Source organism: Herbaspirillum sp. VT-16-41 (assembly GCF_001994935.1).
Lineage (GTDB): Bacteria > Pseudomonadota > Gammaproteobacteria > Burkholderiales > Burkholderiaceae_D > Herbaspirillum > Herbaspirillum frisingense.
The window spans coordinates 195440-220186 of the sequence record NZ_MUXB01000099.1 but is presented as its reverse complement, the minus strand read 5'-3'; the positions used below and the strand labels follow the sequence as shown (position 1 = coordinate 220186).

32 protein-coding genes and 1 tRNA gene are annotated in these 24747 nt (G+C 60.6%); 29 read left to right on the top strand and 4 right to left on the bottom strand.

Features of this window, described 5'->3' with window-relative positions; all coding sequences use genetic code 11:
- Positions 1-253: 253 nt before the first annotated feature.
- The 20 genes from BTM36_RS09470 to tatC all read left to right on the top strand — a co-directional run bounded on the left by BTM36_RS09470 (position 254) and on the right by tatC (position 14742).
- Entirely contained in the window at positions 254-895 is a 642-nt protein-coding gene (locus BTM36_RS09470; protein ID WP_006461564.1) for a phospholipid-binding protein MlaC, read from the top strand.
- 31 nt (positions 896-926) lie between these two features.
- On the top strand, positions 927-1220 hold the full coding sequence (locus BTM36_RS09465) for a lipid asymmetry maintenance protein MlaB (RefSeq protein ID WP_006461565.1): 294 nt from the start codon (positions 927-929) through the stop codon (positions 1218-1220).
- Positions 1221-1551: 331 nt separating this feature from the next.
- Positions 1552-2472 (top strand): ABC transporter ATP-binding protein, encoded by a 921-nt coding sequence (locus tag BTM36_RS09460; protein ID WP_077236287.1) that lies wholly within the window; start codon positions 1552-1554, stop codon positions 2470-2472.
- Complete coding sequence (locus BTM36_RS09455; RefSeq protein WP_006461567.1) at positions 2469-3233, top strand: ABC transporter permease; 765 nt, start codon at positions 2469-2471, stop codon at positions 3231-3233. Before BTM36_RS09460 ends, BTM36_RS09455 begins: the two co-directional genes overlap by 4 nt.
- Before the next feature lie 40 nt (positions 3234-3273).
- Complete coding sequence (locus tag BTM36_RS09450; RefSeq protein ID WP_077236053.1) at positions 3274-3510, top strand: BolA family protein; 237 nt, start codon at positions 3274-3276, stop codon at positions 3508-3510.
- A gap of 9 nt (positions 3511-3519) precedes the next feature.
- Positions 3520-4770, top strand: coding sequence for a UDP-N-acetylglucosamine 1-carboxyvinyltransferase (murA, locus tag BTM36_RS09445; RefSeq protein ID WP_077236052.1), 1251 nt, complete (start codon positions 3520-3522; stop codon positions 4768-4770).
- A 26-nt stretch (positions 4771-4796) separates the two neighbouring features.
- A complete protein-coding gene (gene hisG / locus BTM36_RS09440; RefSeq protein WP_006461570.1) occupies positions 4797-5447 on the top strand; it encodes an ATP phosphoribosyltransferase in 651 nt (216 codons plus the stop codon).
- A gap of 47 nt (positions 5448-5494) precedes the next feature.
- Positions 5495-6811 carry a histidinol dehydrogenase gene (gene hisD / locus BTM36_RS09435; protein WP_077236051.1) on the top strand — a complete coding sequence of 439 codons (1317 nt, stop codon included), beginning with the start codon at positions 5495-5497 and terminating at the stop codon, positions 6809-6811.
- 4 nt (positions 6812-6815) lie between these two features.
- Positions 6816-7640 carry a site-specific DNA-methyltransferase gene (locus tag BTM36_RS09430; protein ID WP_006461572.1) on the top strand — a complete coding sequence of 275 codons (825 nt, stop codon included), beginning with the start codon at positions 6816-6818 and terminating at the stop codon, positions 7638-7640.
- Entirely contained in the window at positions 7621-8727 is a 1107-nt protein-coding gene (gene hisC, locus BTM36_RS09425; protein WP_077236050.1) for a histidinol-phosphate transaminase, read from the top strand. The genes BTM36_RS09430 and hisC overlap by 20 nt, the downstream gene beginning before the upstream one ends.
- A 66-nt stretch (positions 8728-8793) precedes the next feature.
- Positions 8794-9390, top strand: a complete 597-nt coding sequence (gene hisB, locus BTM36_RS09420; RefSeq protein WP_006461574.1) for an imidazoleglycerol-phosphate dehydratase HisB — start codon at positions 8794-8796, stop codon at positions 9388-9390.
- 68 nt (positions 9391-9458) lie between these two features.
- Positions 9459-10097, top strand: coding sequence for an imidazole glycerol phosphate synthase subunit HisH (gene hisH, locus BTM36_RS09415; protein WP_077236049.1), 639 nt, complete (start codon positions 9459-9461; stop codon positions 10095-10097).
- Positions 10098-10174: 77 nt separating this feature from the next.
- Complete coding sequence (hisA, locus tag BTM36_RS09410; RefSeq protein WP_039874008.1) at positions 10175-10972, top strand: 1-(5-phosphoribosyl)-5-[(5-phosphoribosylamino)methylideneamino]imidazole-4-carboxamide isomerase; 798 nt, start codon at positions 10175-10177, stop codon at positions 10970-10972.
- 1 nt (position 10973) lies between these two features.
- Positions 10974-11738 carry an imidazole glycerol phosphate synthase subunit HisF gene (gene hisF, locus BTM36_RS09405; RefSeq protein WP_006461577.1) on the top strand — a complete coding sequence of 255 codons (765 nt, stop codon included), beginning with the start codon at positions 10974-10976 and terminating at the stop codon, positions 11736-11738.
- On the top strand, positions 11735-12238 hold the full coding sequence (hisI, locus tag BTM36_RS09400) for a phosphoribosyl-AMP cyclohydrolase (RefSeq protein ID WP_077236048.1): 504 nt from the start codon (positions 11735-11737) through the stop codon (positions 12236-12238). The genes hisF and hisI overlap by 4 nt, the downstream gene beginning before the upstream one ends.
- On the top strand, positions 12235-12573 hold the full coding sequence (locus BTM36_RS09395; RefSeq protein ID WP_006461579.1) for a phosphoribosyl-ATP diphosphatase: 339 nt from the start codon (positions 12235-12237) through the stop codon (positions 12571-12573). The genes hisI and BTM36_RS09395 overlap by 4 nt, the downstream gene beginning before the upstream one ends.
- Before the next feature lie 35 nt (positions 12574-12608).
- Complete coding sequence (locus BTM36_RS09390; protein ID WP_077236047.1) at positions 12609-12989, top strand: histidine triad nucleotide-binding protein; 381 nt, start codon at positions 12609-12611, stop codon at positions 12987-12989.
- Between the two features lie 70 nt (positions 12990-13059).
- Complete coding sequence (tatA, locus tag BTM36_RS09385; RefSeq protein WP_006461581.1) at positions 13060-13272, top strand: Sec-independent protein translocase subunit TatA; 213 nt, start codon at positions 13060-13062, stop codon at positions 13270-13272.
- A gap of 126 nt (positions 13273-13398) precedes the next feature.
- Positions 13399-13926 carry a Sec-independent protein translocase protein TatB gene (gene tatB / locus BTM36_RS09380; RefSeq protein WP_006461582.1) on the top strand — a complete coding sequence of 176 codons (528 nt, stop codon included), beginning with the start codon at positions 13399-13401 and terminating at the stop codon, positions 13924-13926.
- Between the two features lie 42 nt (positions 13927-13968).
- Positions 13969-14742 carry a twin-arginine translocase subunit TatC gene (gene tatC, locus BTM36_RS09375; protein ID WP_006461583.1) on the top strand — a complete coding sequence of 258 codons (774 nt, stop codon included), beginning with the start codon at positions 13969-13971 and terminating at the stop codon, positions 14740-14742.
- 88 nt (positions 14743-14830) lie between these two features.
- Here tatC and BTM36_RS09370 read toward each other — a convergent pair whose 3' ends face one another.
- Positions 14831-15520, bottom strand: a complete 690-nt coding sequence (locus BTM36_RS09370) for a DUF2461 domain-containing protein (RefSeq protein ID WP_077236046.1) — start codon at positions 15518-15520, stop codon at positions 14831-14833.
- A 17-nt stretch (positions 15521-15537) separates the two neighbouring features.
- Entirely contained in the window at positions 15538-16719 is a 1182-nt protein-coding gene (locus BTM36_RS09365) for a Do family serine endopeptidase (protein ID WP_006461585.1), read from the bottom strand.
- A gap of 41 nt (positions 16720-16760) precedes the next feature.
- Here BTM36_RS09365 and BTM36_RS09360 point away from each other — a divergent pair, with 41 nt between their 5' ends.
- Entirely contained in the window at positions 16761-17525 is a 765-nt protein-coding gene (locus tag BTM36_RS09360; RefSeq protein ID WP_039874015.1) for a Nif3-like dinuclear metal center hexameric protein, read from the top strand.
- Between the two features lie 39 nt (positions 17526-17564).
- On the opposite strand, the gene mscL is transcribed toward BTM36_RS09360, so the two are convergent.
- Positions 17565-18002 carry a large conductance mechanosensitive channel protein MscL gene (mscL, locus tag BTM36_RS09355; RefSeq protein ID WP_077236045.1) on the bottom strand — a complete coding sequence of 146 codons (438 nt, stop codon included), beginning with the start codon at positions 18000-18002 and terminating at the stop codon, positions 17565-17567.
- A 292-nt stretch (positions 18003-18294) separates the two neighbouring features.
- Between mscL and petA the strand changes: the two genes are divergently transcribed.
- The 8 genes from petA (at position 18295) to BTM36_RS09315 (ending at position 23577) form a co-directional block, all read left to right on the top strand.
- The gene (gene petA / locus BTM36_RS09350; RefSeq protein ID WP_006461588.1) at positions 18295-18903 is read left to right on the top strand and encodes a ubiquinol-cytochrome c reductase iron-sulfur subunit; all 609 of its coding nucleotides are present in this window, start codon (positions 18295-18297) and stop codon (positions 18901-18903) included.
- 2 nt (positions 18904-18905) lie between these two features.
- Entirely contained in the window at positions 18906-20312 is a 1407-nt protein-coding gene (locus BTM36_RS09345; RefSeq protein WP_077236044.1) for a cytochrome bc complex cytochrome b subunit, read from the top strand.
- A gap of 23 nt (positions 20313-20335) precedes the next feature.
- Entirely contained in the window at positions 20336-21100 is a 765-nt protein-coding gene (locus tag BTM36_RS09340; protein ID WP_006461590.1) for a cytochrome c1, read from the top strand.
- A gap of 97 nt (positions 21101-21197) precedes the next feature.
- A complete protein-coding gene (locus BTM36_RS09335) occupies positions 21198-21809 on the top strand; it encodes a glutathione S-transferase N-terminal domain-containing protein (protein ID WP_006461591.1) in 612 nt (203 codons plus the stop codon).
- 135 nt (positions 21810-21944) lie between these two features.
- Positions 21945-22439, top strand: a complete 495-nt coding sequence (locus BTM36_RS09330; RefSeq protein WP_077236043.1) for a ClpXP protease specificity-enhancing factor — start codon at positions 21945-21947, stop codon at positions 22437-22439.
- Between the two features lie 24 nt (positions 22440-22463).
- A tRNA-Thr gene (locus BTM36_RS09325) sits at positions 22464-22539 on the top strand.
- A 348-nt stretch (positions 22540-22887) separates the two neighbouring features.
- Positions 22888-23178, top strand: a complete 291-nt coding sequence (locus tag BTM36_RS09320) for an ADP-ribosyl-(dinitrogen reductase) hydrolase (RefSeq protein ID WP_077236042.1) — start codon at positions 22888-22890, stop codon at positions 23176-23178.
- A gap of 33 nt (positions 23179-23211) precedes the next feature.
- Complete coding sequence (locus tag BTM36_RS09315; protein WP_077236041.1) at positions 23212-23577, top strand: BrnA antitoxin family protein; 366 nt, start codon at positions 23212-23214, stop codon at positions 23575-23577.
- Between the two features lie 46 nt (positions 23578-23623).
- Here BTM36_RS09315 and BTM36_RS09310 read toward each other — a convergent pair whose 3' ends face one another.
- Positions 23624-24709 (bottom strand): tyrosine-type recombinase/integrase, encoded by a 1086-nt coding sequence (locus BTM36_RS09310; RefSeq protein ID WP_168189769.1) that lies wholly within the window; start codon positions 24707-24709, stop codon positions 23624-23626.
- Positions 24710-24747 lie beyond the last annotated feature (38 nt).

The window sequence follows — 24747 nt, the reverse complement described above, 5'->3', positions numbered from 1 at the left end:
CGGCCTGGCTGACTGGCCCGGCTGCGCCCCGCTGGTTGCGATGCCGATTGCATCGCCGCCAGTGCGGCGGCCCTTGAAAACCTGCTGAACTGCATTATCTGTAACACCCGTAGCCAACTGTGACGGCACGGGAACCCCGTCATTTGGCGGGTTTCGAAGGAGTTGCCGGCGCTGGTTGCCGGAAGCATGCCGATGCGCATGCCTGCCCGTGCAGAATCCGGCCCCTTCCGCTGACTCGAATGGAAAACCACTTATGAAGATGCTTGCCAAACTTTTCGCCATTGCCGCCATCGCCGTTCCCGCCCTGTCCTTCTCGGGCGCCGCTTCCGCCCAGGAGGCTCCGGATGCCCTGGTCAAGCGCATCAGTTCGGAGGTGCTGGACACCGCCAAGAACGACAAGGACATCCAGGCCGGCAACAACGGCCGCATCATGCAACTGGTCGAACAGAAGATCCTGCCGTACGTGGACTTCGAGCGCATGACCCAGCTGGCCGCCGGCCGTTACTGGCGCCAGGCCACGCCGGAACAGCAGAAGCAGCTGATCACCCAGTTCCGCAGCCTGCTGGTGTTCACCTACTCCGGCGCCCTGTCGCAGGTCCGTGACCAGAAGATCGAATTCAAGCCGCTGCGCGCCGCCCCTGGCGATACCGAAGTGGAAGTGAACTCGCAGGTCATTTCCTCGCGTGGCGGTGAACCCATCCAGCTGAGCTATCGCCTGGAAAAGAAGGCCGACGGCTGGAAGCTGTATGACGTCAACGTGCTGGGCGCCTGGCTGGTCGAGGCCTACCGTGGCACCTTCTCCAGCGAGATCAGCAAGGGCGGCATCGACGGCCTGATCAAGGCGTTGAGCGACAAGAACCAGCAACTGGCTGCCCGCAGCAACGGCAAGAAGTAATTTTCTTCACCGATCCGAAAGAACCTGCACCATGTTCAAGCCCGGCGCCTCGCTGACCTTCACCAATGCCAGTACTGTCCTGCGCGACGGCCTCTCGGCCATCGCCGCCGGACAGGGCCGCATCGATGTGAGCGAGGTGACCGTGGTCGATTCCTCGGCCGTGGCCACACTGCTGGCCTGGCGGCGCGCGGCTGCCGAGCGTGGCGCAGCGCTGGAATTTGGCACCCTGCCGGCCAATCTGCAGAGCCTGGCCGACCTCTACGGTGTTTCCGCCCTGCTGCAAGGCACGGCGGCGCCTACCTCCGCGACCGATCGACATCACTGAGCGGTCCAGTCCCTCCGGCCGGTGCGGATGACCCGCGGCGGCCCGGAAAATCGAATTCCCCTATAATCGAATGTTTTGCAGGCGCGCTTGCGGCCTCGTGCACCGGATTTTCCTCCCTTGAACGTGGCTTCACCTGAGCCTGGCAAAACCTGAATACCAGCGATCTGCGGCCTGACCGCGATGGCATAACGACAACATGGCTGCGTCACCGCCGTACCTCCCTTCAGGACGGCAGGGGGCGCGGGGCCAGGGCGAGGCGGGTGAGGGATTCCTGGTGGATTCCCGCTCCCTCATTTCTTTCTAGCAAATAACGTATCGAATGGGCGAGGCAATGGCCGCTCTCCAAATCACAGACATCAAGAAGCGTTACCAGTCGCTGCAGGCGCTGGGCGGCGTTTCGCTGGCAATCGAGGAAGGTGAGTTCTTCGGCTTGCTCGGGCCCAACGGCGCCGGCAAGACCACGCTGATCTCCATCATCGCCGGCCTGAACCGGGCTGATTCCGGCTCGGTCACCATTCACGGTCACGACGTCGTCAGCGACTATCGCGCGGCCCGCATGAAGCTGGGCGTGGTGCCGCAGGAACTGGTGTTCGATCCCTTCTTCACGGTGCGCGAGACGCTGCGCATGCAGTCCGGTTACTTCGGCCTGCGCAACAACGACAAGTGGATCGACGAGGTCATGGAAAACCTGGACCTCACCAACAAGGCCGATACCAATATGCGCGCCCTGTCGGGCGGCATGAAGCGCCGCGTGCTGGTGGCCCAGGCGCTGGTGCACAAGCCGCCGGTGATCGTGCTGGATGAACCCACGGCCGGCGTGGACGTCGAGTTGCGCCAGACCCTGTGGCATTTCATCGGTCGCCTCAACCGCGAAGGCCATACCATCGTGCTGACCACGCACTACCTGGAAGAGGCGCAGGCGCTGTGCAACCGCATCGCCATGCTCAAGTTCGGGCAGGTGGTGGCGCTGGATTCGACCGAGGGCCTGATCCGCCGCATCTCGGGCTCGCAGATGGTGCTCAAGCTCAAGCGCAGCGCGCTGCCGGACGGCCTCAAGGCGCTGGTGACGCATCCGGAAGAACTGCTCGCAGGCAACACTGCCAACAAGTACACGCTGCGCGTGAATGACTACAAGGAAGTCGAACCCATCCTGGCCACGCTGCGCGCCGCCGGCGCCGAGATCGACGATCTGCAGTTGCAGCAGGCCGACCTGGAAGACGTCTTCATCCAGATCATGGGAGATGAAAAATGATCGGTTTCCGTACCCTTTTCTACAAGGAAATCCTGCGTTTCTGGAAGGTTGCCACCCAGACCATCACGGCCCCGGTGGTGACGGCGCTGCTCTATCTGCTGATCTTCGGCCATGTGCTGCAGGACCGCGTGCAGGTCTATCCGGGTGTGAACTACACCGGCTTCCTGGTGCCGGGCCTGGTGATGATGAGCGTGTTGCAGAATGCCTTTGCCAACAGTTCGTCCTCGCTGATCCAGTCCAAGATCACCGGTAACCTGGTGTTCGTGCTGCTCACGCCGCTGTCGCACTGGGAAATGTTCGGTGGCTATGTGCTGGCAGCCGTGGTGCGTGGCCTGATGGTGGGCGCCGGTGTGTTCGTGGTGACGGTCTGGTTTGGTCATCTGGACTTCGTGGCGCCGCTGTGGATCCTGGTGTTTGCGCTGCTGGGCGCCGGCATTCTGGGGACCATGGGCCTGATCGCGGGTATCTGGGCCGAGAAGTTCGACCAGCTGGCGGCGTTCCAGAATTTCCTGATCGTGCCGCTGACCTTCCTGGCCGGCGTGTTCTATTCGATACACTCGCTGCCCCCGTTCTGGCAGGCGGTATCGCATTTCAACCCGTTTTTTTATATGATCGATGGCTTTCGCTACGGCTTCTTCGGTCAGTCCGACATTCCCCCCATGACCAGCCTCGGTATCGTCGCCGTGTTCTTCGTGGCGCTGTCCACGCTGGCCGTGCGCATGCTCAAGAGCGGTTACAAGCTGCGCGCCGGTTCGCATTGAGCCCCCCGGCATTCCCCCTATTCCTGTGAAGAGCCTCACCATGCTACCCACCCCCGAACTCGTCAAAAGCTATATCGCCGCCGGCCTGGAGTGCCAGCACCTCGAAGTGGAGGGCGACGGCCAGCACTTCACCGCCGTCATCGTCGCCGATGCCTTTGCCGGCAAGCGCCTGATCCAGCGTCACCAGCTGGTCTACGCCGCCCTGGGCGACCGCATGCGCGAAGAAATCCACGCGCTGTCGATGAAGACGCTGACCCCCGAAGAATTCCAGAAATAAGGCAATACGATGGACAAGCTCCTGATCCGTGGCGGCAAGCGCCTCTCCGGCGATGTCACCATTTCCGGCGCCAAGAATGCCGCCCTGCCCATCCTGTGCGCGGGTCTGCTGACGGCCGATGATCTGCACCTGACCAATGTGCCGCACCTGCAGGACGTGGTCACGATTACCCAGCTGATGAAGCAGATGGGCCTGCGCGTGCGCGAGAACGGCGAGGAGATGGTGCTCAACGGCAACGACATCACCCGTCCCGAAGCACCCTATGAGCTGGTCAAGACCATGCGCGCCTCGATCCTGGTGCTGGGTCCGCTGCTGGCCCGCTTCGGCCAGGCCAAGGTCTCGCTGCCGGGTGGCTGCGCGATCGGCTCGCGGCCGGTGGATCAGCACATCAAGGGCCTGCAGGCCATGGGTGCCGAGATCCATATCGAAGGCGGCTACATCCACGCCAAGGCCAAGCGTCTCAAGGGTGCGCGCATCGTCACCGACATGATCACCGTCACCGGCACCGAAAACCTGCTGATGGCCGCAGTCCTGGCCGATGGCGAGACGGTGCTGGAAAACGCCGCGCGCGAGCCTGAAGTGGGCGATCTGGCCCAGCTGCTGGTGAAGATGGGCGCCAAAATCGAAGGCATCGGCACCGACCGCCTGGTGATCCAGGGCGTGGACAAGCTGCACGGCGCCTCGCACCAGGTGATCGCCGACCGCATCGAAACCGGTACCTTCCTGTGTGCCGTGGCTGCCACTGGCGGTGACGTGACCCTGCATCGCACCCGCGCCGGGCTGCTGGATGCCGCGCTGGACAAGCTGCGCGACGCCGGTGCCATCCTCACCTCGGGCGAGGACTGGATTCGCATCCAGATGGCACGTCGGCCCAAGGCAGTGAGTTTCCGCACCACCGAATATCCTGGCTTCCCGACCGACATGCAGGCGCAGTTCATGGCGCTGAACTGCATCGCCGAAGGCACCAGCCACGTCACGGAGACCATCTTCGAGAACCGTTTCATGCACGTGCAGGAATTGAACCGCCTGGGTGCGGCCATCGATGTGGAGGGCAACACCGCCATCGTCACCGGCGTGGAAAAATTCATCGGTGCGCCGGTGATGGCTACCGACCTGCGTGCTTCGGCCTCGCTGGTCATCGCCGGCCTGGCTGCGCAGGGCGAGACGGTGGTGGAGCGCATCTACCACCTCGACCGTGGTTACGACCGCATGGAAGCCAAGCTGTCGGCCATCGGGGCGGACATCCAGCGCATCAAATAAGTTTTCGGATTGAAAAGTACAACATCATGACCCAACAACTGACGCTGGCGCTCTCCAAGGGCCGCATCTTCGAAGAGACCCTGCCGCTGCTCAAGGCGGCCGGCATCACCGTGTCCGAGGACCCGGAGTCGTCGCGCAAGCTGATCCTGCCGACCAATGATCCTGACGTGCGGGTGATCATCGTGCGCGCTTCCGACGTGCCGACCTATGTGCAATATGGTGCGGCCGATTTCGGCGTGGCCGGCAAGGACGTGCTGCTGGAACACGGCGGCGAAGGCCTGTACCAGCCGATCGACCTGAACATCGCCAAGTGCCGCCTGTCGGTGGCGGTGCAGGAAGGTTTCGACTATGCCAGCGCGGTGCGCCAGGGTGCGCGCCTGCGGGTGGTGACCAAGTACGTCAAGACCGCACGCGAGCACTTCGCCGCCAAGGGCGTGCACGTGGACCTGATCAAGCTGTATGGCTCGATGGAACTGGGTCCGCTGGTCGGCCTGTCGGACGCCATCGTCGACCTGGTCAGCACCGGTGGCACGCTGCGCGCCAACAAGCTGGTGGAGGTCGAGCACATCATCGATATCTCCTCTCGCCTGGTGGTCAACCAGGCCGCGCTGAAGTTGAAGCGCGAGCGCTTGCAGCCCATCCTCGATGCCTTCGAGAAGGCGTCCAAGGCCAAGTAATACTGTCATTTCAACGACCCAGATTTCCTCGCAGAGCAGGTGAGACCATGAGCATTGCCATCCGAAAACTCGATTCCGCCGATGCCGGCTTCCGTGACAAGCTGTCGGCCGTGCTGGCCTTCGAAGCCAGCGAGGACGAGGCCATCGACCGCGCCGCTGCCGGCATCCTGGCCGATGTGAAGGCGCGTGGCGATGTCGCCGTGCTGGAATACACGCAGCGTTTCGACCGCGTGCAGGCCGCGTCCGTGGCCGCCCTGGAAATCGGCAAGGAAGCGCTGCAGGCAGCGCTGGCCGGCCTGCCCGAGGCACGTCGCCATGCGCTGCAGACCGCCGCCGACCGTGTGCGCGCCTATCACGAGCGCCAGAAGAAGGAATGTGGTTCCGACGGCTTCCTCTATCGCGAAGCCGATGGCACCGAGCTGGGCCAGAAGGTTACGCCGCTGGATCGCGTGGGCATCTACGTGCCGGGCGGCAAGGCGGCCTATCCCTCGTCGGTGTTGATGAATGCGATTCCTGCCAAGGTGGCGGGTGTGCAGGAAGTGATCATGGTCGTGCCCACGCCGGATGGCGTGAAGAATGAGCTGGTACTGGCCGCCGCGGCCATTGCGGGCGTGGATCGCGTCTTCACCATCGGCGGCGCGCAAGCGGTCGGTGCGCTGGCCTACGGCACGGCGACCATCCCGCAGGTGGACAAGATCGTCGGCCCCGGCAACGCCTATGTGGCCGCTGCCAAGCGCCGCGTGTTCGGCGTGGTCGGCATCGACATGATCGCCGGCCCCTCGGAAATCCTGGTCATCTGCGACGGTGCCACCGATCCGGACTGGATCGCCATGGACTTGTTCTCGCAGGCCGAACACGACGAACTGGCGCAGTCCATCCTGCTCTGCCCCGACGCGGACTACATCGCCAAGGTGGAAGCCTCGATCAACCGTCTGCTGGAGGACATGCCGCGCAAGGACGTGATCCGTACCTCGCTGACCGACCGTGGCGCCCTGGTCAAGGTGCGCGACATGGAAGAGGCCTGCGAGATCGCCAACATGATCGCCGCCGAGCACCTGGAGATTTCGGCACAGGAGCCGCAACAATGGGCTGACCTGATCCGTCATGCGGGTGCCATGTTCCTGGGACGGTTTTCGTCCGAGTCGCTGGGTGATTACTGCGCCGGTCCCAACCACGTGCTGCCGACCTCGCGTACCGCGCGCTTCTCCTCGCCGCTGGGGGTGTATGACTTCCAGAAGCGTTCCAGCGTGATCCGCGTGTCGGAAGAGGGCGCGCAGACGCTGGGCAGGATCGCCGCCGAACTGGCCTATGGCGAAGGCCTGCAGGCGCACGCCCGCTCGGCTGAATTGCGGCTGAAGAAGTGATCCCATGACGGCGGCCATCGACTCCTGTGCAGGCGACGGCTGGCTGGACCGCGTGCATTGCGAGGATGCACTGGACGCCGTGGGTGGACTGGCGCGCATCCCCGATGGCAGCATCGATCTGCTCATTGCCGATCCGCCCTATGGCTTGGGCAAGGACTACGGCAACGACTCCGACAAGCTCGATACGGCGGCCTACCTGGCATGGACCGAGCAGTGGGTGGATGCCGCACTGCCCAAGCTGAAGGCCAATGGCAGCCTTTACATCTTCCTCACCTGGCGTAATTCGCCGGAGATTTTCGTCATGTTGAAGCAGCGCATGATGATGATCAACGAGATCATCTGGGACCGCCGCGTGCCTTCCATGGGCGGCAGTACCCGGCGCTACTCGTCGGTGCATGACACCATCGGCTTCTTCGCCCGGGCCAAGGACTATTTCTTCGATCTCGATGCGATCCGCATCCCTTACGATGCGCAGACCAAGAAGGCGCGTTCACGCTCCATCTTCGTCGGCGCCAAGTGGCTGGAGATGGGCTACAACCCCAAGGATGTGTGGAGCGTGTCGCGCCTGCATCGCGAGCACCGGGAGCGCGCCGACCATCCCACGCAAAAGCCGCTGGAAGTGGTGGAGCGCATGGTCAAGGCGTCCTGTCCGCCGGGCGGCGTGGTGCTCGATCCCTTCATGGGTAGCGGAACCACGGCGGTGGCGGCGCGACGCTGCGGGCGCCATTTCACCGGCTTCGAACTCAATCCCGATTATTGCGAACTGATCCGCCAGCGCCTGGATGCGCTGGCCCCTGCGAGCCAAGATGATGAATCCCTCCAAGCCTGATAGCGCCGAAGCCGTGGTCGCCAACGTGATTCGCCCCGTGGTGCGCGGCTGGCAGTCCTATCACGTGCCCTCGGCCGAGGGCATGGTCAAGCTCGACGCGATGGAAAACCCCTACGTGCTGCCGGCAGAACTGCGCGAGGAACTGGCGCAGCGACTGGCCGCGCTGGAGCTGAACCGCTACCCGGTGCCGTCCTATACGCGCCTGAAGGCCGCCATCTGCGACCGCCTGGGCGTGCCGGCGGGTTACGACGTGCTGCTGGGCAATGGATCGGATGAGCTGATCACCATGCTGTCGGTGGCCTGTGCCATTCCCGGTCGGACCATCGTGGCACCGGAACCGGGTTTCGTCATGTATGGCGTCTCGGCCAGGATGGCCGGCCTGGACTACGTGGGCGTGCCGCTGCGCGCGGATCTGAGGTTGGGTCTGCCGGCCATGCTGGCCGCCATCGCGGAACACAAACCGGTGGTGACCTGGCTCGGCTATCCGAACAATCCGACCGGCACGCTCTACGAGATGGCTGATGTGTTGCGCATCGTCGAGGCCGCCGCCCCCTACGGACTGGTGGTGGTGGATGAGGCCTACCAGCCGTTTGCCGCCTCCACGCTGATGCCGGCATTGCCCCAGCACAATAACCTGATCGTCATGCGCACCGTTTCCAAGCTGGGCCTGGCGGGGGTACGCCTGGGCTACCTGGCGGCCGCGCCCGCGCTGTTGCGGGAATTGGACAAGGTCCGCCCGCCCTACAACGTCAACCTGCTTACCGAGGCGGCGGCGCTGTTCGTGCTGGATCACCTGCAGGTGCTGGAAGGGCAGGCGGCGCGCCTGCGCGAGGCGCGGGGTGCGCTGGCGGCCGAACTGGCGGCGCTGGACGGGGTGCAGGTCTTCCCGTCGGCGGCCAATTTCATCTTGATCCGCGTCCCGGATGCCGATAAAGTCTTCGCCGCTTTACTGGCGCGCAAGGTACTTGTGAAAAATGCCGGTAGAATGCATGTACTGCTGCAAAACTGTTTGCGCATTACCGTCAGTTCGGAAGAGGAAAACAGTCTCTTCCTGACGGCCCTGAAAGCGGCACTGCGCGACCTGTAGAGGACGGCGGCGCCAAGGCAATCCCCCAGGCATCACCCAACGATAGAACCCCGTCTAACCCTGACCATGTCTACACCGAGAACCGCGGAAGTCGTCCGCAACACCAACGAGACGCAGATCCGCGTTGCGATCAACCTGGATGGGACCGGCCAGCAGAAGCTGGATACCGGCGTTCCCTTCCTGGACCACATGCTGGACCAGATCGCCCGCCATGGCCTGATCGACCTGGATATCCACGCCAAGGGCGACCTGCACATCGACGCGCACCATACGGTGGAAGACGTGGGCATCACCCTGGGCATGGCCTTCGCCAAGGCCATCGGCGACAAGAAGGGCATCCGCCGCTACGGCCACGCCTATGTGCCGCTGGACGAGGCCCTGTCGCGGGTGGTCATCGATTTTTCCGGCCGTCCCGGCCTGGAATACCATATTCCCTTTACCCGTTCGATGATCGGCTCCTTCGATGTGGACCTGACCAGCGAGTTCTTCCACGGTTTCGTCAACCATGCGCAGGTGACCCTGCACGTGGACAACCTGCGCGGCATCAATGCTCACCACCAGGCCGAGACCGTGTTCAAGGCCTTCGGTCGCGCATTGCGCATGGCCGTCGAACTCGATCCGCGGGCTGCTGGTACGATTCCGTCGACCAAGGGCAGCCTGTAAGCTGTCGTCCGCTGGGTATCGCTAAATCATCTGGGTCTACCGGTGCGTGAGCATCGATCATTTTCGCCATGAATAAAATTGTTGTAGTCGATTACGGCATGGGCAACCTGCGCTCGGTGGCGCAGGCGCTGCGCCATGTCGCGCCTGAAGCCGATGTGCGCATCTCCGGCGAGGTCGCCGATATCCGGGCCGCCGATCGCGTGGTCCTGCCGGGCCAGGGTGCCATGCCCGATTGCATGCGCAGCCTGCGCGAATCCGGTGTCCAGGACGCCGTCATCGAGGCTTCCCGCACCAAGCCGCTGTTCGGCGTGTGCGTGGGAGAACAGATGTTGTTCGACTGGAGTGAAGAAGGCGACACCCCTGGCCTGGGGCTCTTGCCCGGCAAGGTGGTGCGTTTCGAGCTGGAAGGTGTGCGTCAGGATGATGGATCGCTGTTCAAGGTCCCGCAGATGGGCTGGAACCATGTCCACCAGACCAGCGCCCACCCGCTGTGGGAAGGCATTGCCGACAACGCCTTCTTCTATTTTGTCCACAGCTACTACGCCGTACCGGCCGAGACCGCCCATGTGGTTGGCCAGACGCCGTATGGCCGCGAGTTCGCCTGTGCCGTGGCCCGCGATAATATCTTTGCAACCCAGTTCCACCCGGAAAAAAGTGCCGCGGCGGGTTTGCAGCTGTATCGGAATTTCGTACACTGGAAACCTTGATTTTTGTCTTTCAGGCAAGAACCTCGTAGCTGATCGTCGACAACCCTTCTCTTTTACTGACTAGTCATCCCCTAGCCATGCTGCTCATACCCGCCATCGACCTGAAAGACGGTCATTGCGTACGCCTCAAACAAGGTGATATGGAACAAGCCACCGTTTTCTCCGAAGATCCGGCGGAAATGGCCCTGCACTGGCTCAGGCAGGGCGCGCGTCGCCTGCACCTGGTCGACCTGAATGGCGCCTTTGCCGGCAAGCCCAAGAACGAGGCGGCTGTCAAGGCCATCCTCAAGGCGGTCGCCAGCTTCGCCGAGGAAAACGACGTCGAGGAAATCCCGGTGCAACTGGGTGGCGGCATCCGCGACCTCGATACCATCGAGCGCTATCTGGACGATGGCCTGTCCTACATCATCATCGGCACCGCCGCGGTGAAGAACCCCGGCTTCCTGCATGACGCCTGCAGCGCCTTCCCGGGCCAGATCATCGTCGGCCTGGACGCCAAGGACGGCAAGGTGGCCACCGACGGCTGGAGCAAACTGTCCGGCCACGAAGTGGTGGACCTGGCGCAGAAGTTCGAAGGCTATGGCTGTGAAGCCATCGTCTACACCGACATCGGCCGCGACGGCATGATGGGCGGCGTCAACATCGAAGCCACCGTGCGCCTGGCGCAGGCGGTGACCATCCCCATCATCGCTTCGGGCGGCGTGCACCATGTGGGCGACGTCGAAGCCCTGTGCCGCGTCGAGGATGAGGGCATCGAAGCCGTCATCTGTGGTCGTTCCATCTACGAAGGTACGCTGGATCTGCGCAGCGGCCAGGATCGCGCCGATGAACTGACGCGCGAACTGGAAGCCAACCGCCTGTCCGGCAGCAAATAACATGGCCCTTGCTAAACGCATCATCCCTTGCCTGGACGTGACCGCGGGTCGCGTGGTCAAGGGCGTCAACTTCCTGGAACTGCGCGATGCCGGCGATCCGGTCGAAATCGCCCGTCGTTATGACGACCAGGGTGCCGACGAGCTGACTTTCCTCGACATCACTGCTTCTTCCGATGGCCGCGACCTGATCCTGGACATCATCGAAGCCGTGGCCTCGCAGGTCTTCATTCCCCTGACGGTAGGGGGCGGCGTGCGCGCCGTTGAAGACGTGCGCCGCCTGCTCAATGCCGGCGCTGACAAGGTCGGCATCAACACCTCGGCCGTGACCAATCCGCAACTGGTGGCCGATGCCGCCAGCAAGTACGGTTCGCAATGCATCGTGGTGGCCATCGACGCCAAGCGCGCCGGTGACGGCAAGTGGGAGGTCTACACCCACGGCGGTCGCAAGGCCACCGGCCTGGATGCGGTCGAATGGGCGCGCAAGATGGCGCAGCTGGGCGCGGGCGAAATCCTGCTGACCAGCATGGATCGCGACGGTACCAAGAGCGGCTTCGACCTGGACCTGACCCGCGCCGTCTCGGAAGCGGTCAGTATCCCCGTGATCGCCTCCGGCGGCGTGGGCGGCCTGCAGGACCTGGCCGATGGCATCACCAAGGGCAAGGCCGACGCGGTGCTGGCCGCCAGCATTTTCCACTATGGCCAGCACACCGTGCAGGAAGCCAAGCGCTTCATGGCCGATCAGAACATTTCCATGAGGCTGGCATGAGTATCAGCGCCAAATGGCTCAACAAGGTCAAATGGGACGAAGTCGGCCTGGTGCCGGTGATCGCCCAGGAAGTCGGCAGCAATGACGTACTGATGTTCGCCTGGATGAATCGCGAGGCGCTGGCGCGCACCGTCGAAATCGGACAGGCGGTCTACTGGAGCCGCTCGCGCAAGAAGCTGTGGCACAAGGGCGAGGAATCCGGTCACTTCCAGAAGGTGCACGAGATTCGCCTGGATTGCGACGAAGACGTGGTGCTGCTCAAGGTCGAGCAGGTCGCTGGCATCGCCTGTCACACCGGTCGTCATTCCTGCTTCTTCCAGAAGTTCGAAGGCAGTGCCGACAGCGGCGAATGGGTCACGGTCGAGCCCGTCCTCAAGGACTTGGCTCCCGGCGCCGGTGGCGGTCCTGCTGCCACGGCGCCAGAGCCGGCCCCGGCCAAGCCCAAGCGCGTGCGCAAGAGCATTCCCAAGCCAGTCGACAGCGACAAGACCCCATCATGAGTGAAACCCTGAAGCGACTGGCCGAAGTCATCGAGTCCCGCAAGCTGGCCAATGGCGGCAATCCCGAGAAATCCTACGTCGCCAAGCTGTTCGCCAAGGGCGACGACGCCATCCTCAAGAAGATCGGCGAGGAGGCCACCGAAACCGTGATGGCGGCCAAGGATGCCCGTGTCTCCGGCGACAAGTCCAAGGTGCTCTACGAATGTGCGGACCTGTGGTTCCATTCCATGGTGTTGCTGGCCCAGTTCGACCTGCAGCCCCAGGATGTGCTCAATGAACTTGCGCGGCGCGAAGGCCTCTCCGGCCTGGAAGAAAAGGCAGCCCGCAAGGATTGATTTCCCCTCATACCGTGTTTCCCAGGAGTACGGCGTTGGATAATTGCATTTTCTGTAAGATCGCTGCTGGCCAGATTCCCTCGAAGAAGATCTACGAGGACGAGGACCTGATCGCCTTTCACGACATCAATCCGGCGGCGCCGGTGCATTTCCTGATCATCCCGCGCCTGCATGTGGCCACGCTGGCCGATTGCGGCGCGCAGCATGTCGAACTGCTGGGCAAGATGCTGGCCCTGGCACCGCGCTTGGCGGCCGAGCAGGGCTGTGGCTACGGGCTGGATGCCGAGGGTCAGCCCACCGGGGGATTCAAGACCCTGATCAACACCGGACCGGATGGTGGCCAGGAGGTGTACCATCTGCACATGCACGTCATCGGCGGCCCCCATCCGTGGCGGGTACGGTTCGTGCAACAATGAGGATTCGCCGGCCCGGGGGCCGGCAGGTTTGTTCGTACACAGGGCAGGGATGTCCGCTTAGGAGAAGAGAATGGGTTCGTTCAGTATTTGGCATTGGCTGATTGTTCTGGTGATCGTGATGCTGGTCTTCGGCACCAAGAAGCTCAGCAACATGGGTTCCGACCTGGGCAAGGCAGTCAAGGGCTTCAAGGATGGCGTCAAGGGCGGCGAAGGCGAAGAAGAAGCCAAGAAGGAAGCCGCCATCGACGTGCAGGCCAAGGAAAAAGACAAGTCCGGCAGCTGATCTGCTGGCGTCCGCCCGGCCTGGTTGGCGGGTGCTTCGGGGTGCCTGTGCTCCTGCGGTGCAGGCAACCCGGTCTTCGAGGCGCCACAGGCGCCATCGCTGTCCTCTTAATGTCCACACAGACTCATGATTGATATCGGCCTTACCAAGCTGGCCTTGATCGGCGTGGTCGCGCTGGTCGTGATCGGCCCCGAGCGCCTGCCCAAGGTGGCGCGCATGGCCGGCACCCTGTTCGGGCGCGCCCAGCGTTACATCAACGACGTCAAGTCCGAGGTCAGCCGCGAGATGGAACTCGACGAGCTGCGCAAGATGCAGAAGGACGTGCAGGATGCGGCCAGCGACGTCAGCAACAGCATTCACAAGAGCATGTCCGACACCGAATCCTCAATCAATGCGGCCTGGAATGGCGCCGATGAGAGTTCGGATGAATACGGTGACGGTAGCAGTGGCAGCAGCTGGAAGCGCAATCCCGACCCGTCGCTGCTGGCGATCAAGGCCAAGGCCTTCCGTCGCAAGAAGCTCTCGCGCACCACCGGGGTCCCGGCCTGGTACAAGCATCAGAGCGGCCACAGGACCCGCGTGATCTCTGCCTCCGCCCGCGTGGCCAAGTACCGCCGCCCGGTAGGTGTGGGCAAGTCGGCCGGTTTCTTCTAATTTGGCGCAGCGCGTCTCACTTCATCAGAATGCTCCGAATCCATGGCTGAAGAAAACACCCAGGCCGAAGATACCTTCATCTCGCACCTGATCGAACTGCGCAGTCGCATCGTCAAGGCGGCTGCGGTGGTGTTGGTGGTGTTCCTGTGCATGATGCCGTTTGCGGCCCATATCTTCGACGTGCTGGCTGCACCGATGATCCATGCGCTGCCCGCTGGCAGCAAGATGATCGCCACCGGCGTCATCACTCCTTTCCTGATCCCCATCAAGGTCACCATGCTGGTGGCGGTGCTGATTTCACTGCCATGGGTGCTTTACCAGTTGTGGGCCTTTGTCGCTCCCGGCCTGTATGCGCATGAAAAGCGCCTGATCGCACCGCTGGTGATTTCGTCCTCGCTGCTGTTCGTGACCGGTGTTGCGTTCTGCTATTTCTTTGTGTTCGGCGTGGTCTTCCCGTTCATCAACAACTTCGCACCCAAGTCGGTCTCGGTAGCGCCCGATATCGACAGCTACGTCGACTTCGTGCTGACCATGTTCGTGGCCTTCGGTGTCACCTTCGAGGTGCCGGTGATCGTGATCGTGCTGGTGCGCATGGGTCTGGTTCCACTGGCCAAGCTGAAGCAGATTCGCCCTTACGTCATCGTCGGCGCTTTCATCGTGGCCGCCGTGGTCACCCCACCCGATGTGATGAGCCAGTTGATGCTGGCCGTGCCGCTGGTGTTGCTCTACGAAGTCGGCCTGCTGGTCGCGCCCATCTTCGAGCGTGCCACGCGTGCGCCGGATGCCGAGCCCAGCAGTACCGCCTCTCCGGAGTAGGCTGGATCGCAGACGCTGATGACAACCCAAAGACAAAGCCCGCTGATGAAGCGGGCGTTGTCTTTGGTACATGCGCTGAGGCGTTGGATTACTCCTCCGTGCTCACCAGCGGGATATCTCGCAGCCACTGCACGAGCGGATAGGCATTCTTGAAACCTTCCAGGACGTGCTTGCCCAGGTCGGTCGGAATCTTCTTGCGGATATCTTCTTCGGACCAGACGATGAAGCTCTTCAGCTTCACATATTCGATATTGGGACTGTCCGGATCGAAGCCCTTGGGTGGACGTTGCAGCTTCCCTTCCTCCTGCAGGTCACCATAGGCGGTCGTCAGCTTCTTGTTCTTGCGCATCTTCGTAAAGCCGGCCGCATCTTCCACGACGCGGTTGCGGATGGCGCGCAGGCGCGGTGTCGGCGGCATGTACTCGCCCCCGGCGATGAGCAACTGGCCGGCTTCGTTGATGTGGAAGTAGTACGCCGGGCCGCCGCCCTGGCTGGGCTTCTTCAGTCCGCTGGCCGTGATGGCCGCCGAAAAATGTGTCTTGTAGGGACGCTTGTCGTGCGAGAAGCGCATGTCACGATTGATACGGAACAGCGCTTTCTTCGGATTGCAACCGGCGATGGCCGGATCGAACCTGCTGATCTCGGCGATCAGCTTGATGGTCAGCGCCAGGAATTCCTCACGCAGGATGTCGTAACGCGGCTTGTTCATCACGAACCAGGCGCGGTTGTTGTTCTCGGACAGTTCACCCAGGAACTGGATCAGGTCACGCACATGCATGGATGGCTTCTCCTCGCTTATTCTTCGTCGCTGTCATCGCTCTTGGGCGGCGGCGGCCGCTTGCCCACGGTGATGTTCAGCTTGGTTTCCTGCGACTTGCGCAGGACCGTCATGGCAATCTCCTGGCCCGGCGTCAGCTGGGCGATGACGTTCAGCATTTCGGTGGTATCGGCCACGACCTTGCCGTCGATGCTCACCAGGATGTCACCCGGACGCATGCCGGCGCGATCAGCAGGACCGCCCTTGAGCACGCCGGCGATGATGGCGCCGGTCTTCTTGCCCAGGCCGAAGCTCTCGGCAAGTTCCGGTGTGATGTCCTGCGGTTCCACCCCGATCCAGCCGCGCACCACCTGGCCATGGCTGATGATGGCTTCCATCACCGTCTTGGCGGTCGACATCGGGATGGCGAAGCCGATACCCAGATTGCCGCCGGTGCGCGAGTAGATCGCCGTATTGATGCCCAGCAGGTTGCCATTGGTATCGACCAGTGCACCGCCGGAGTTGCCGGGGTTGATGGCGGCATCGGTCTGGATGAAGTTCTCGAAGGTATTGATGCCCAGGTGGTTGCGGCCCAGCGCCGAGACGATGCCCATGGTGACCGTCTGCCCCACACCGAAGGGATTGCCGATGGCCAGTACCACATCGCCCACCGAGCTGTTCTCCGGATGGCCCAGGGTGATGGCCGGCAGGTTGGGCAGATCGATCTTGATGACGGCCAGGTCGGTCTCGGGATCGATACCGACCACCTTGGCGCTGGCCTTGCGACCGTCGGCCAGGGCCACTTCGATCTTGTCCGCCGCTTCCACCACGTGGTTGTTGGTGAGGATGTAGCCCTGTGGGCTCACGATCACGCCAGAACCGAGGCTGGACTGCTTGTCGTCCTGCTGCTGCTCATCGAACTGGTCACCGAAGAACTTGCGGAAGAACGGATCATTCTGGAACGGACTCTTCTGAGGGCGTGCCTCTGTGGTGGTGAAGATGTTCACCACCGATGGCATGGCCTGGCGCGCGGCGTTGCGATAGGAGTCGAGGGCCGGTGCATTGGGCGTGGCTTCCTGCATCTGGACCGTGGACTGGGCGGGCCTTGCACGCGAACTGAAGGAACCGGACAGCCAGTCCGGCTTCAAGGTCGCTACAATGAACCACACGGCCAGACCCACTGTCACGGTCTGTGCAAACAACAGCCATAAACGTCGCATAAAGAATTCTTGGTATTGATTTGAAATCGGATGAGGAAGAGATGACCCGCCACATTAACAGAGATGAGTTCTCGGCATATCTGGGACAGACGCTTAACGCGGCGCAATACCGCGATTATTGCCCAAACGGCTTACAGGTGGAAGGGCGCACCACGATTGCCCGCGTGGTCAGTGGCGTCACCGCCAGCCTGGCCTTGATCGAAGCAGCCAGGGACTGGCAGGCTGATGCCATCCTGGTCCATCATGGCTATTTCTGGCGCGGTGAAGATATGCGCGTGATCGGTCAGAAACAGCGTCGCCTCAAGCTCTTGCTGGCGCATGACATCAATCTCTTCGGCTATCACCTTCCCTTGGATTCACATCCGGAACTGGGCAACAACGCGCAACTGGCCAAACGACTCGACTTTGAAGCCACCGGCCGCTTCGGCGAGAACGATATCGGCTGGATCGGACGTTGCCATGCGTCGTCGGTGAAGACGGCTGCCGATCTGGTGATGTTGATCGAAAAGCGCCTGGGCCGCATGCCACTGCTGATCGGAGATCCGCAGCAGCCAGTGGGCAAGGTGGCGTGGTGCACCGGCGCAGCGCAGGGCATGCTGGGCGAAGCAATCGACGCCGGTGCTTCGGTCTACATCAGCGGGGAGATATCCGAACCGACCGTGCATCTGGCACGCGAGACCGGCACCCTCTATCTCGCCGCCGGCCACCATGCCACCGAGCGTTACGGCATCCAGGCTCTCGGTGAACATGTGGCGGCGCACTTCGGCATCGAGCACCGTTTCATCGACATCGACAATCCGGTGTAGGCTGCCTGCCCTGCGCGGCGGCTTGTCCTGGCGCGGCGCTTAGCCCTGCTTCTTCAGCGAATCGCGAATTTCGCGCAGCAGCAGCACATCTTCGGGTGTCGGCGCGGGGGCCGCCGGTGCGGCTTCCTCATGCTTGCTTGCCAGGTCGCGGGCCTTGTTGATGGCGCGGACCATCTGGAAGATGATGAACGCCAGGATCAGGAAGTTGATCAGGATGGTCAGGAAGTTGCCATAGGCGAAGACGGCGCCGGCCTTCTTGGCTTCGGCCAGCGGCATGCCGTAGGCCTGGCCGTTGAGGGGCAGGTAGTAGTTCGCGAAATCTAGGCCGCCGAAGATCTTGCCGACAAGGGGCATGATGATATCCTCTACCAGCGAACTGACGATCTTGCCGAAGGCCCCGCCGATGATGACACCGACGGCCAGGTCGACCACGTTTCCCTTGATCGCGAAGGCGCGAAAATCCTTGAGCATGCTCATCCCTGGTTTCTCCTTTGAAAGTTGCTGTTTAAACATGAGGCGGGTTTACAACGGGTTATATCCTGCCCGCCGTCAAAAGTAAATCGGACAAGCGCTGACGCCGCACTGCAAGAAAACCGATAAAAAGAGCAGATTGACAATGGGTTGCGCTGCGTCAAATGTCGATTTTTGCCAGCCTGTACCATACCGGCCGTTAGCTACAAAACCCTATTCAGCTTATATATAATCGAAAAGTTGCATGAGGGTCACTTAGAAGGTCCACGCTAACTTACATTTGGAGATTGGGGTCTTTATGACTGACGAGAATCAGGTCGACGCAAGTCGACGAGGTTTGCTTGTTGCGACTTGTGCGGCCGGCGGTGTAGCGGGTTTGGCCACCGCTGGAGCGTTTGTCTCCACCCTGCAACCTTCTGAACGTGCCAAGGCTGCGGGTGCACCGGTGGAAGTGGATATTTCTTCACTTGTTCCCGGTGAGATGCGCACCGTCGAGTGGCGCGGCAAGCCAGTCTGGATTCTCAAGCGTACACCCGAAATGATCGAGTCCCTCAAGAAGACCGATGGCGAGGTGGCCGATCCCAATTCCAAGCGCACCGATTTCTCCGAAACTCCCGACTACGCCCTCAACGAGTGGCGTTCCCTGCGCAAGGACATCCTGGTCGTGGTGGGTATCTGCCCGCACCTGGGTTGCTCGCCCAGTTCGCGCTTCCAGAGCGGCCCCCAGCCCTCGCTTCCGGACGACTGGCACGGCGGTTTCCTGTGCCCGTGCCACGGCTCGACCTTCGACCTGGCTGGACGCGTGTACAAGAACAAGCCGGCGCCGGACAACCTGCAGGTCCCGCGCTACATGTTTGAAGGCGAAAACAAGCTCGTCATCGGCAAGGACGAGAAAGGGGAGGCCTGATCATGGGAGCATTTCACGAAAAGAAGCTGCCGGATGATGCGCCGGTCGCAGCCAAGGCCCTGAACTGGGTCGATTCCCGCTTTCCGCTGACCGCTACCTGGAAAGCCCATCTGTCCGAATACTACGCACCGAAGAATTTCAACTTCTGGTACATCTTCGGTTCGCTCGCCCTGCTGGTGCTGGTGATCCAGATCGTCACCGGCATTTTCCTGGTGATGCACTACAAGCCGGATGCCACCCTGGCATTCGCCTCGGTCGAGTACATCATGCGCGATGTACCCTGGGGCTGGCTGGTGCGCTACATGCACTCCACCGGCGCCTCCGCCTTCTTCATCGTGGTCTACCTGCACATGGTGCGGGGCCTGTTGTACGGCTCCTACCGCAAGCCGCGTGAACTGGTGTGGCTGTTCGGCGTGGGGATCTTCCTGTGCCTGATGGGTGAAGCATTCTTCGGTTACTTGCTGCCCTGGGGGCAGATGTCCTACTGGGGCGCGCAGGTGATCGTGAACCTGTTTGGTGCCATTCCCTTCATCGGCCCTGACCTGTCGCTGCTGATTCGCGGCGACTACGTCGTTTCCGACGCCACCCTGAACCGCTTCTTCTCCTTCCACGTGATCGCCATTCCGCTGGTGCTGATCGGGTTGGTGGTCGCCCACATCATCGCGCTGCACGAAGTGGGATCGAACAACCCGGACGGCGTGGAAATCAAGGAAAAGACCGATGCCAATGGCGTGCCGCTGGACGGCGTGCCGTTCCATCCCTACTACACGGTGCATGACATCTTCGGCGTGTCGATCTTCCTGATGGTGTTCTCGGCGGTGGTGTTCTTCGCACCTGAAATGGGCGGCTACTTCCTGGAATACAACAACTTCATCCCGGCAGACTCGCTCAAGACCCCGCCGCACATCGCCCCGGTGTGGTACTTCACGCCGTTTTACTCGATCCTGCGCGCGACCACGGCGGACTTCATGGGCTGGCTCATCGCTGGCGTGGCAGCCTACGTGGCACTGCTGGCCATCAAGTCGCGCCTGAGCGCAAAACTGAAGATCGCTGCCATCGTCATCGGTCTGATAATCATTGCCGGCATGCTGGTGTTCGACGCCAAGTTCTGGGGCGTGGTCCTGATGGGCCTGTCGGTGGTCATTCTGGGCGGCCTGCCGTGGCTGGACAAGTCACAGGTCAAGTCCATCCGCTACCGCCCGAGCTGGCACAAGTACGTCTACCTGGTCTTTGGCATCGCCTTCGTCATCCTTGGCTACCTCGGCGTGCAACCGCCGACGGCCATCGGCACCACCGTCTCGCAGGTGTGCAGCTTCATCTACCTCGGCTTCTTCCTGCTGATGCCCTGGTGGAGTGCTGCCGGTACCTTCAAGACGGTTCCCGAGCGCGTCGTCTACCACCCGCACTAAGCCAGCCGCCAAAGGACAAGAACATGACATTGCTCAAGAAAGTGATTGCCGCGCTGGCCTTGCTGCCAGCGCTGGCCTGCGCCAACGAAGGGGGCTTTCCGCTGGATCACGCCCCGGACCGGACCAAGGACGTGTCGTCGTTGCAAAACGGCGCCAAGTTGTTCGTGAATTATTGTCTGAATTGCCATTCGGCCTCCGCGATGCGCTACAACCGCCTGCGCGATATCGGCCTGAGTGAGGACCAGATCAAGAACAACCTGATGTTTACCGGGGAAAAAGTCGGCGACCTGATGAAGATTTCGATGTCGCCGCAGGATGCCAAGGCCTGGTTTGGCGCCGCACCACCGGACCTGTCGGTGATTGCGCGTGCCAAGGCATCGGAGGCAGGCAGCGGTCCGGACTGGATTTATACCTACCTGCGCAGTTATTATACGGACGACAGTCGTCCCACCGGCTGGAACAACATGCTCTTCCCCAACGTCGGGATGCCTCATGTGTTGTGGGAATTGCAAGGAATCCGCAAGGCCAAGTTCGTCGAGGAGAAGGACCCCCACGACGCCAACAAGACCACCCACAAGTTTGCCGGCTTCGAGCAGGTCAAGCCCGGCAAGATGAGCACGGCGGAGTATGACAACAACGTCGCCGATCTCGTTGCCTATTTGCAATGGATGGGTGAGCCGGCGCAGAATACGCGCAAGCGACTCGGGGTCTGGGTTCTGTTGTTCCTGGGCATCTTCTCGGTATTGGCGTGGCGTTTGAACGCGTCCTATTGGAAGAACATCAAGTAAAAACGTACAATCACGTATCCGCGCGGTTTTGCGGAATTGCGTACCGGGGTGAGCGTTATGCGTCTCGCCCCCCTTTTGTTTTTAGGGCTCTGAAAAAATGATGGTTCTCTACTCGGGCACGACCTGCCCATTTTCGCAACGTTGCCGTCTCGTCCTGTTCGAAAAGGGCATGGATTTCGAGATCCGCGACGTGGACCTGTTCAACAAGCCGGAAGACATTTCGGTCATGAACCCCTACGGCCAAGTGCCGATCCTGGTCGAACGTGACCTGGTGCTGTACGAATCGAACATCATCAACGAATACATCGATGAACGTTTCCCGCATCCGCAACTGATGCCGGCCGACCCGCTGATGCGTGCCCGTGCCCGCCTGATGCTGTTCAATTTCGAAAAGGAACTGTTCGTCCACGTGCACACGCTGGAAAACGAAAAGTCCAAGGCTGCCGAAAAGAACCAGGAAAAGGCGCGCAACGAAATTCGCGACCGCCTGACCCAACTGGCACCGCTGTTCCTGAAGAACAAGTACATGCTGGGTGACGAGTTCTCCATGCTGGACGTGGCACTGGCACCGCTGCTGTGGCGCCTGGATCATTACGGTATCGAGCTGTCCAAGACTGCAGCCCCGCTGATGAAGTATGCCGAGCGCATCTTCTCGCGTCCGGCCTACATCGAGGCGCTGACCCCGTCCGAGAAGGTGATGCGTCGTTAAGCCGCATCCCGGAGTATCCGCTGCGCGTCTGCCATTCATGGGCGCGCAGCGTGTTCCACCTGCAGTCCGATTTGCAGTTTCACCCCGGCTCAGCCGGCAGATGCGGGCATGCCTCGCATCGCACACCACATAGTCATGCAAGAAGTCTCCACCAAGCCCTACCTGCTGCGCGCCATCTACGAGTGGTGCACCGACAACGGTTATACGCCGCACATTGCCGTGGTCGTCGACAGCCGCACGCGCGTGCCGATGCAGTTCGTCAAGAATGGCGAGATCGTACTGAATATCAGCTTCGAGGCCACCAGCGGCTTGAAGATGGAGAATGACAGCATCCATTTCAGCGCCCGCTTTGGCGGTGTCTCGCGCGACATCATGATCCCGGTAGAAAACGTCATCGCCATCTATGCCCGTGAAAACGGCCAGGGCATGGCCTTTGAAGCCCCGGTTGCCGCTGGTGAGGACAATGCTCAGGACGCACCTGTGTCTGAAAGCGTCGCCCCAGCCCCGGCACTGTCCTCGGTCCCCGTTTCCGAACCTGAGAAGAAGTCTGCAGATACTGGCTCAAAGGACGATGACGATCCGGAACCACCGAAAAAAGGTGGACGACCTGTACTGACCCGGATCAAGTAGGCTATAATCGCGGGCTCAAGTTTTGCTGGCTTAGCTCATCTGGTAGAGCACCTGACTTGTAATCAGGGGGTGGCGGGTTCAAGTCCTGCAGCCAGCACCAGTATCTAAAAGGCTCTCCGACCGGAGAGCCTTTTTATTTTGCTCCGCAATTCCCCTTTTGCTCCGCAATTTCCCTCCTCGCGCTTGGGCGCGCCAAATCTATTCGCATTTTGAATGCTGTTTTTTGCGTTTCAAATTTTGAATATTCAATCGATTCGAAATATGAGCATGAAAAAGCAGATTAAAGAAGCTCAGCAAAATGGCGTATATACACGTATAATCGTTTTTCTGATGTGTCTAGGCATCTTGATGTTGCTCATATTGCTGATTAGCGGGCTGTTTTTGGCGCTAATCCTTGAAATCACGTTGTTTGTATCCAATATTCTGTATATACACGAAAGGGGGGTGAATGAGAGGCTTAGTAATTTCGCAGGGAATACAGGACAAGCTGGACAAGAAGACCCCGCCGGTTACAGAAAAAGAAGTTTGTGAGTGTTTTGACAACAAGTGTGGCGAAAACCTCATTGATGATCGAGAAGACAATCGCACTGATCCTGCAACCTTGTGGTTCATTGCCGAGACTAACAAGGGGCGCTTGCTCAAAATCGTTTTTATATTTCAAGACGGTTCGTTTCGGCTGAAAACAGCCTACGACCCAAATCAGGTCGAAATAGACATATACGAAAAATATGGAAAGTAGTACCACATCAGATCGTCATACCAGGAGAAGCACATGACAACCCCGGACAAAATTCAAGGAACCGAAGAAAATTGGGAAAACGGTTCGCTCGGGAGAGACGTCGATCACGTAAAGGTAGCGCCGAAAGACATTCAGCGTCAGCTTGACGAAGCGCAAGGAATGCAATCGATTTCAATTCGGTTGGATCGTGAGCTCATCGAGAAATTTAAGCAGATTGCCAAGATTCACAAAATGGGATATCAGCCGCTGATGCGTGAAGCCTTGAAGCGTTTCGCAGAATCTGAGATTAAAGTGATTCTGACTGCAGTCGCCAATGCCAGCGAGAAGACCGAACAGAGCGACGGAAAGCAAACCGTCGAGGTGCCAATTGAAGAATTTAAGCAACGTCGTGTTGCGTGATTGAATAGCGCAATAGAAAAGGGCCGCCGATATTTGGCGGCCCTTTTTATTTTGTCGGAGTGACCTTTTTGCCCCTTCGTTTTCTCACGTAAGTCTCTGTCATCGTGACACTGGTATGGCCAAGCTGCTGCTGTGCCTCACGAATGTCGCGAGTTTCATCTGTTTTATCAGTGGCGGCCTTAGCACGGAGGTCGCGGAATTGGAAATCATCACCTTCAATCCCTGCCGCTGCACGAGCGTTCTCGAAGCGAAAACGCAGCGCTGAGCGGCCGAGTGGCTGGCCTTCTTCATTGACCAATAGCCTGGTTGAAACCACGACACCGGAAAGTGCGCGCTTTCTTGCCTTGATGCGGTCTATCAGTCTCGCGAGCTTTCCTTGAATGGCGATGCGCAGCTTGTGCCCGGTCTTGTTCTGTCGCACCTCAATGTTGCCGTCCCGAAGATGCATTTCGTCAATTTTCAGCAGGTCCGCTGGTCGGCCGCCGGTGAGGTAGGCCAGATCCATTGCCTCACGTGTTGGCACGTCTGCCTTATCCCACACTACTTTGAAAGCGTCGTCGTAGACATAGGTCTCACGGCCGTATTCGCGAAACGATTTGATTCCTGCGCATGGATTCGGAAGATCGGTTAGCCCTTCTGCTCGTGCTGCATTCCAGATATGCGAGATGAGCGACTTCTCTCGATTGGCGGCCACGCGGCCTTCGTTACCTTCCACCGGTTCCCCTCTCTTGCGCAAAGCATCTTGAGTTCGCTGGACGCGCCATGACAAGAACTGCTTGATGTGGATGGGCTTGATTTCTTCCAACGGCGCTGGTGGATTATCGAAGAATGCGAGCAGTGTCTCAATCTGCCGCAATTTCTCTTCCCGGGTTTTCGGTGCATTCTCGATTAAGTACTTTTTCTGATAAACCTCGCACGCATAACGGAACGTCACCACCTTGGAGACGGTGGTGGGCGGCAGCGCCTCCAGCTCCGCCCACTTTCGCACGGCCTCTACATAGTTAGAGCCGAGAGGAATTTCGCGGCGCGGCTTGCCGCCAGCATCGTAGTAGTAGTAAATGATCCCACTGCGCTGCTCGCGTGCTCGCACGCCCCTCGGTAGGTTCGCGTTTTTCGATGGCTTACGTCCCATGTCATGCCCTTATAGCTGCTGGTTGCCACGCCTGCTTA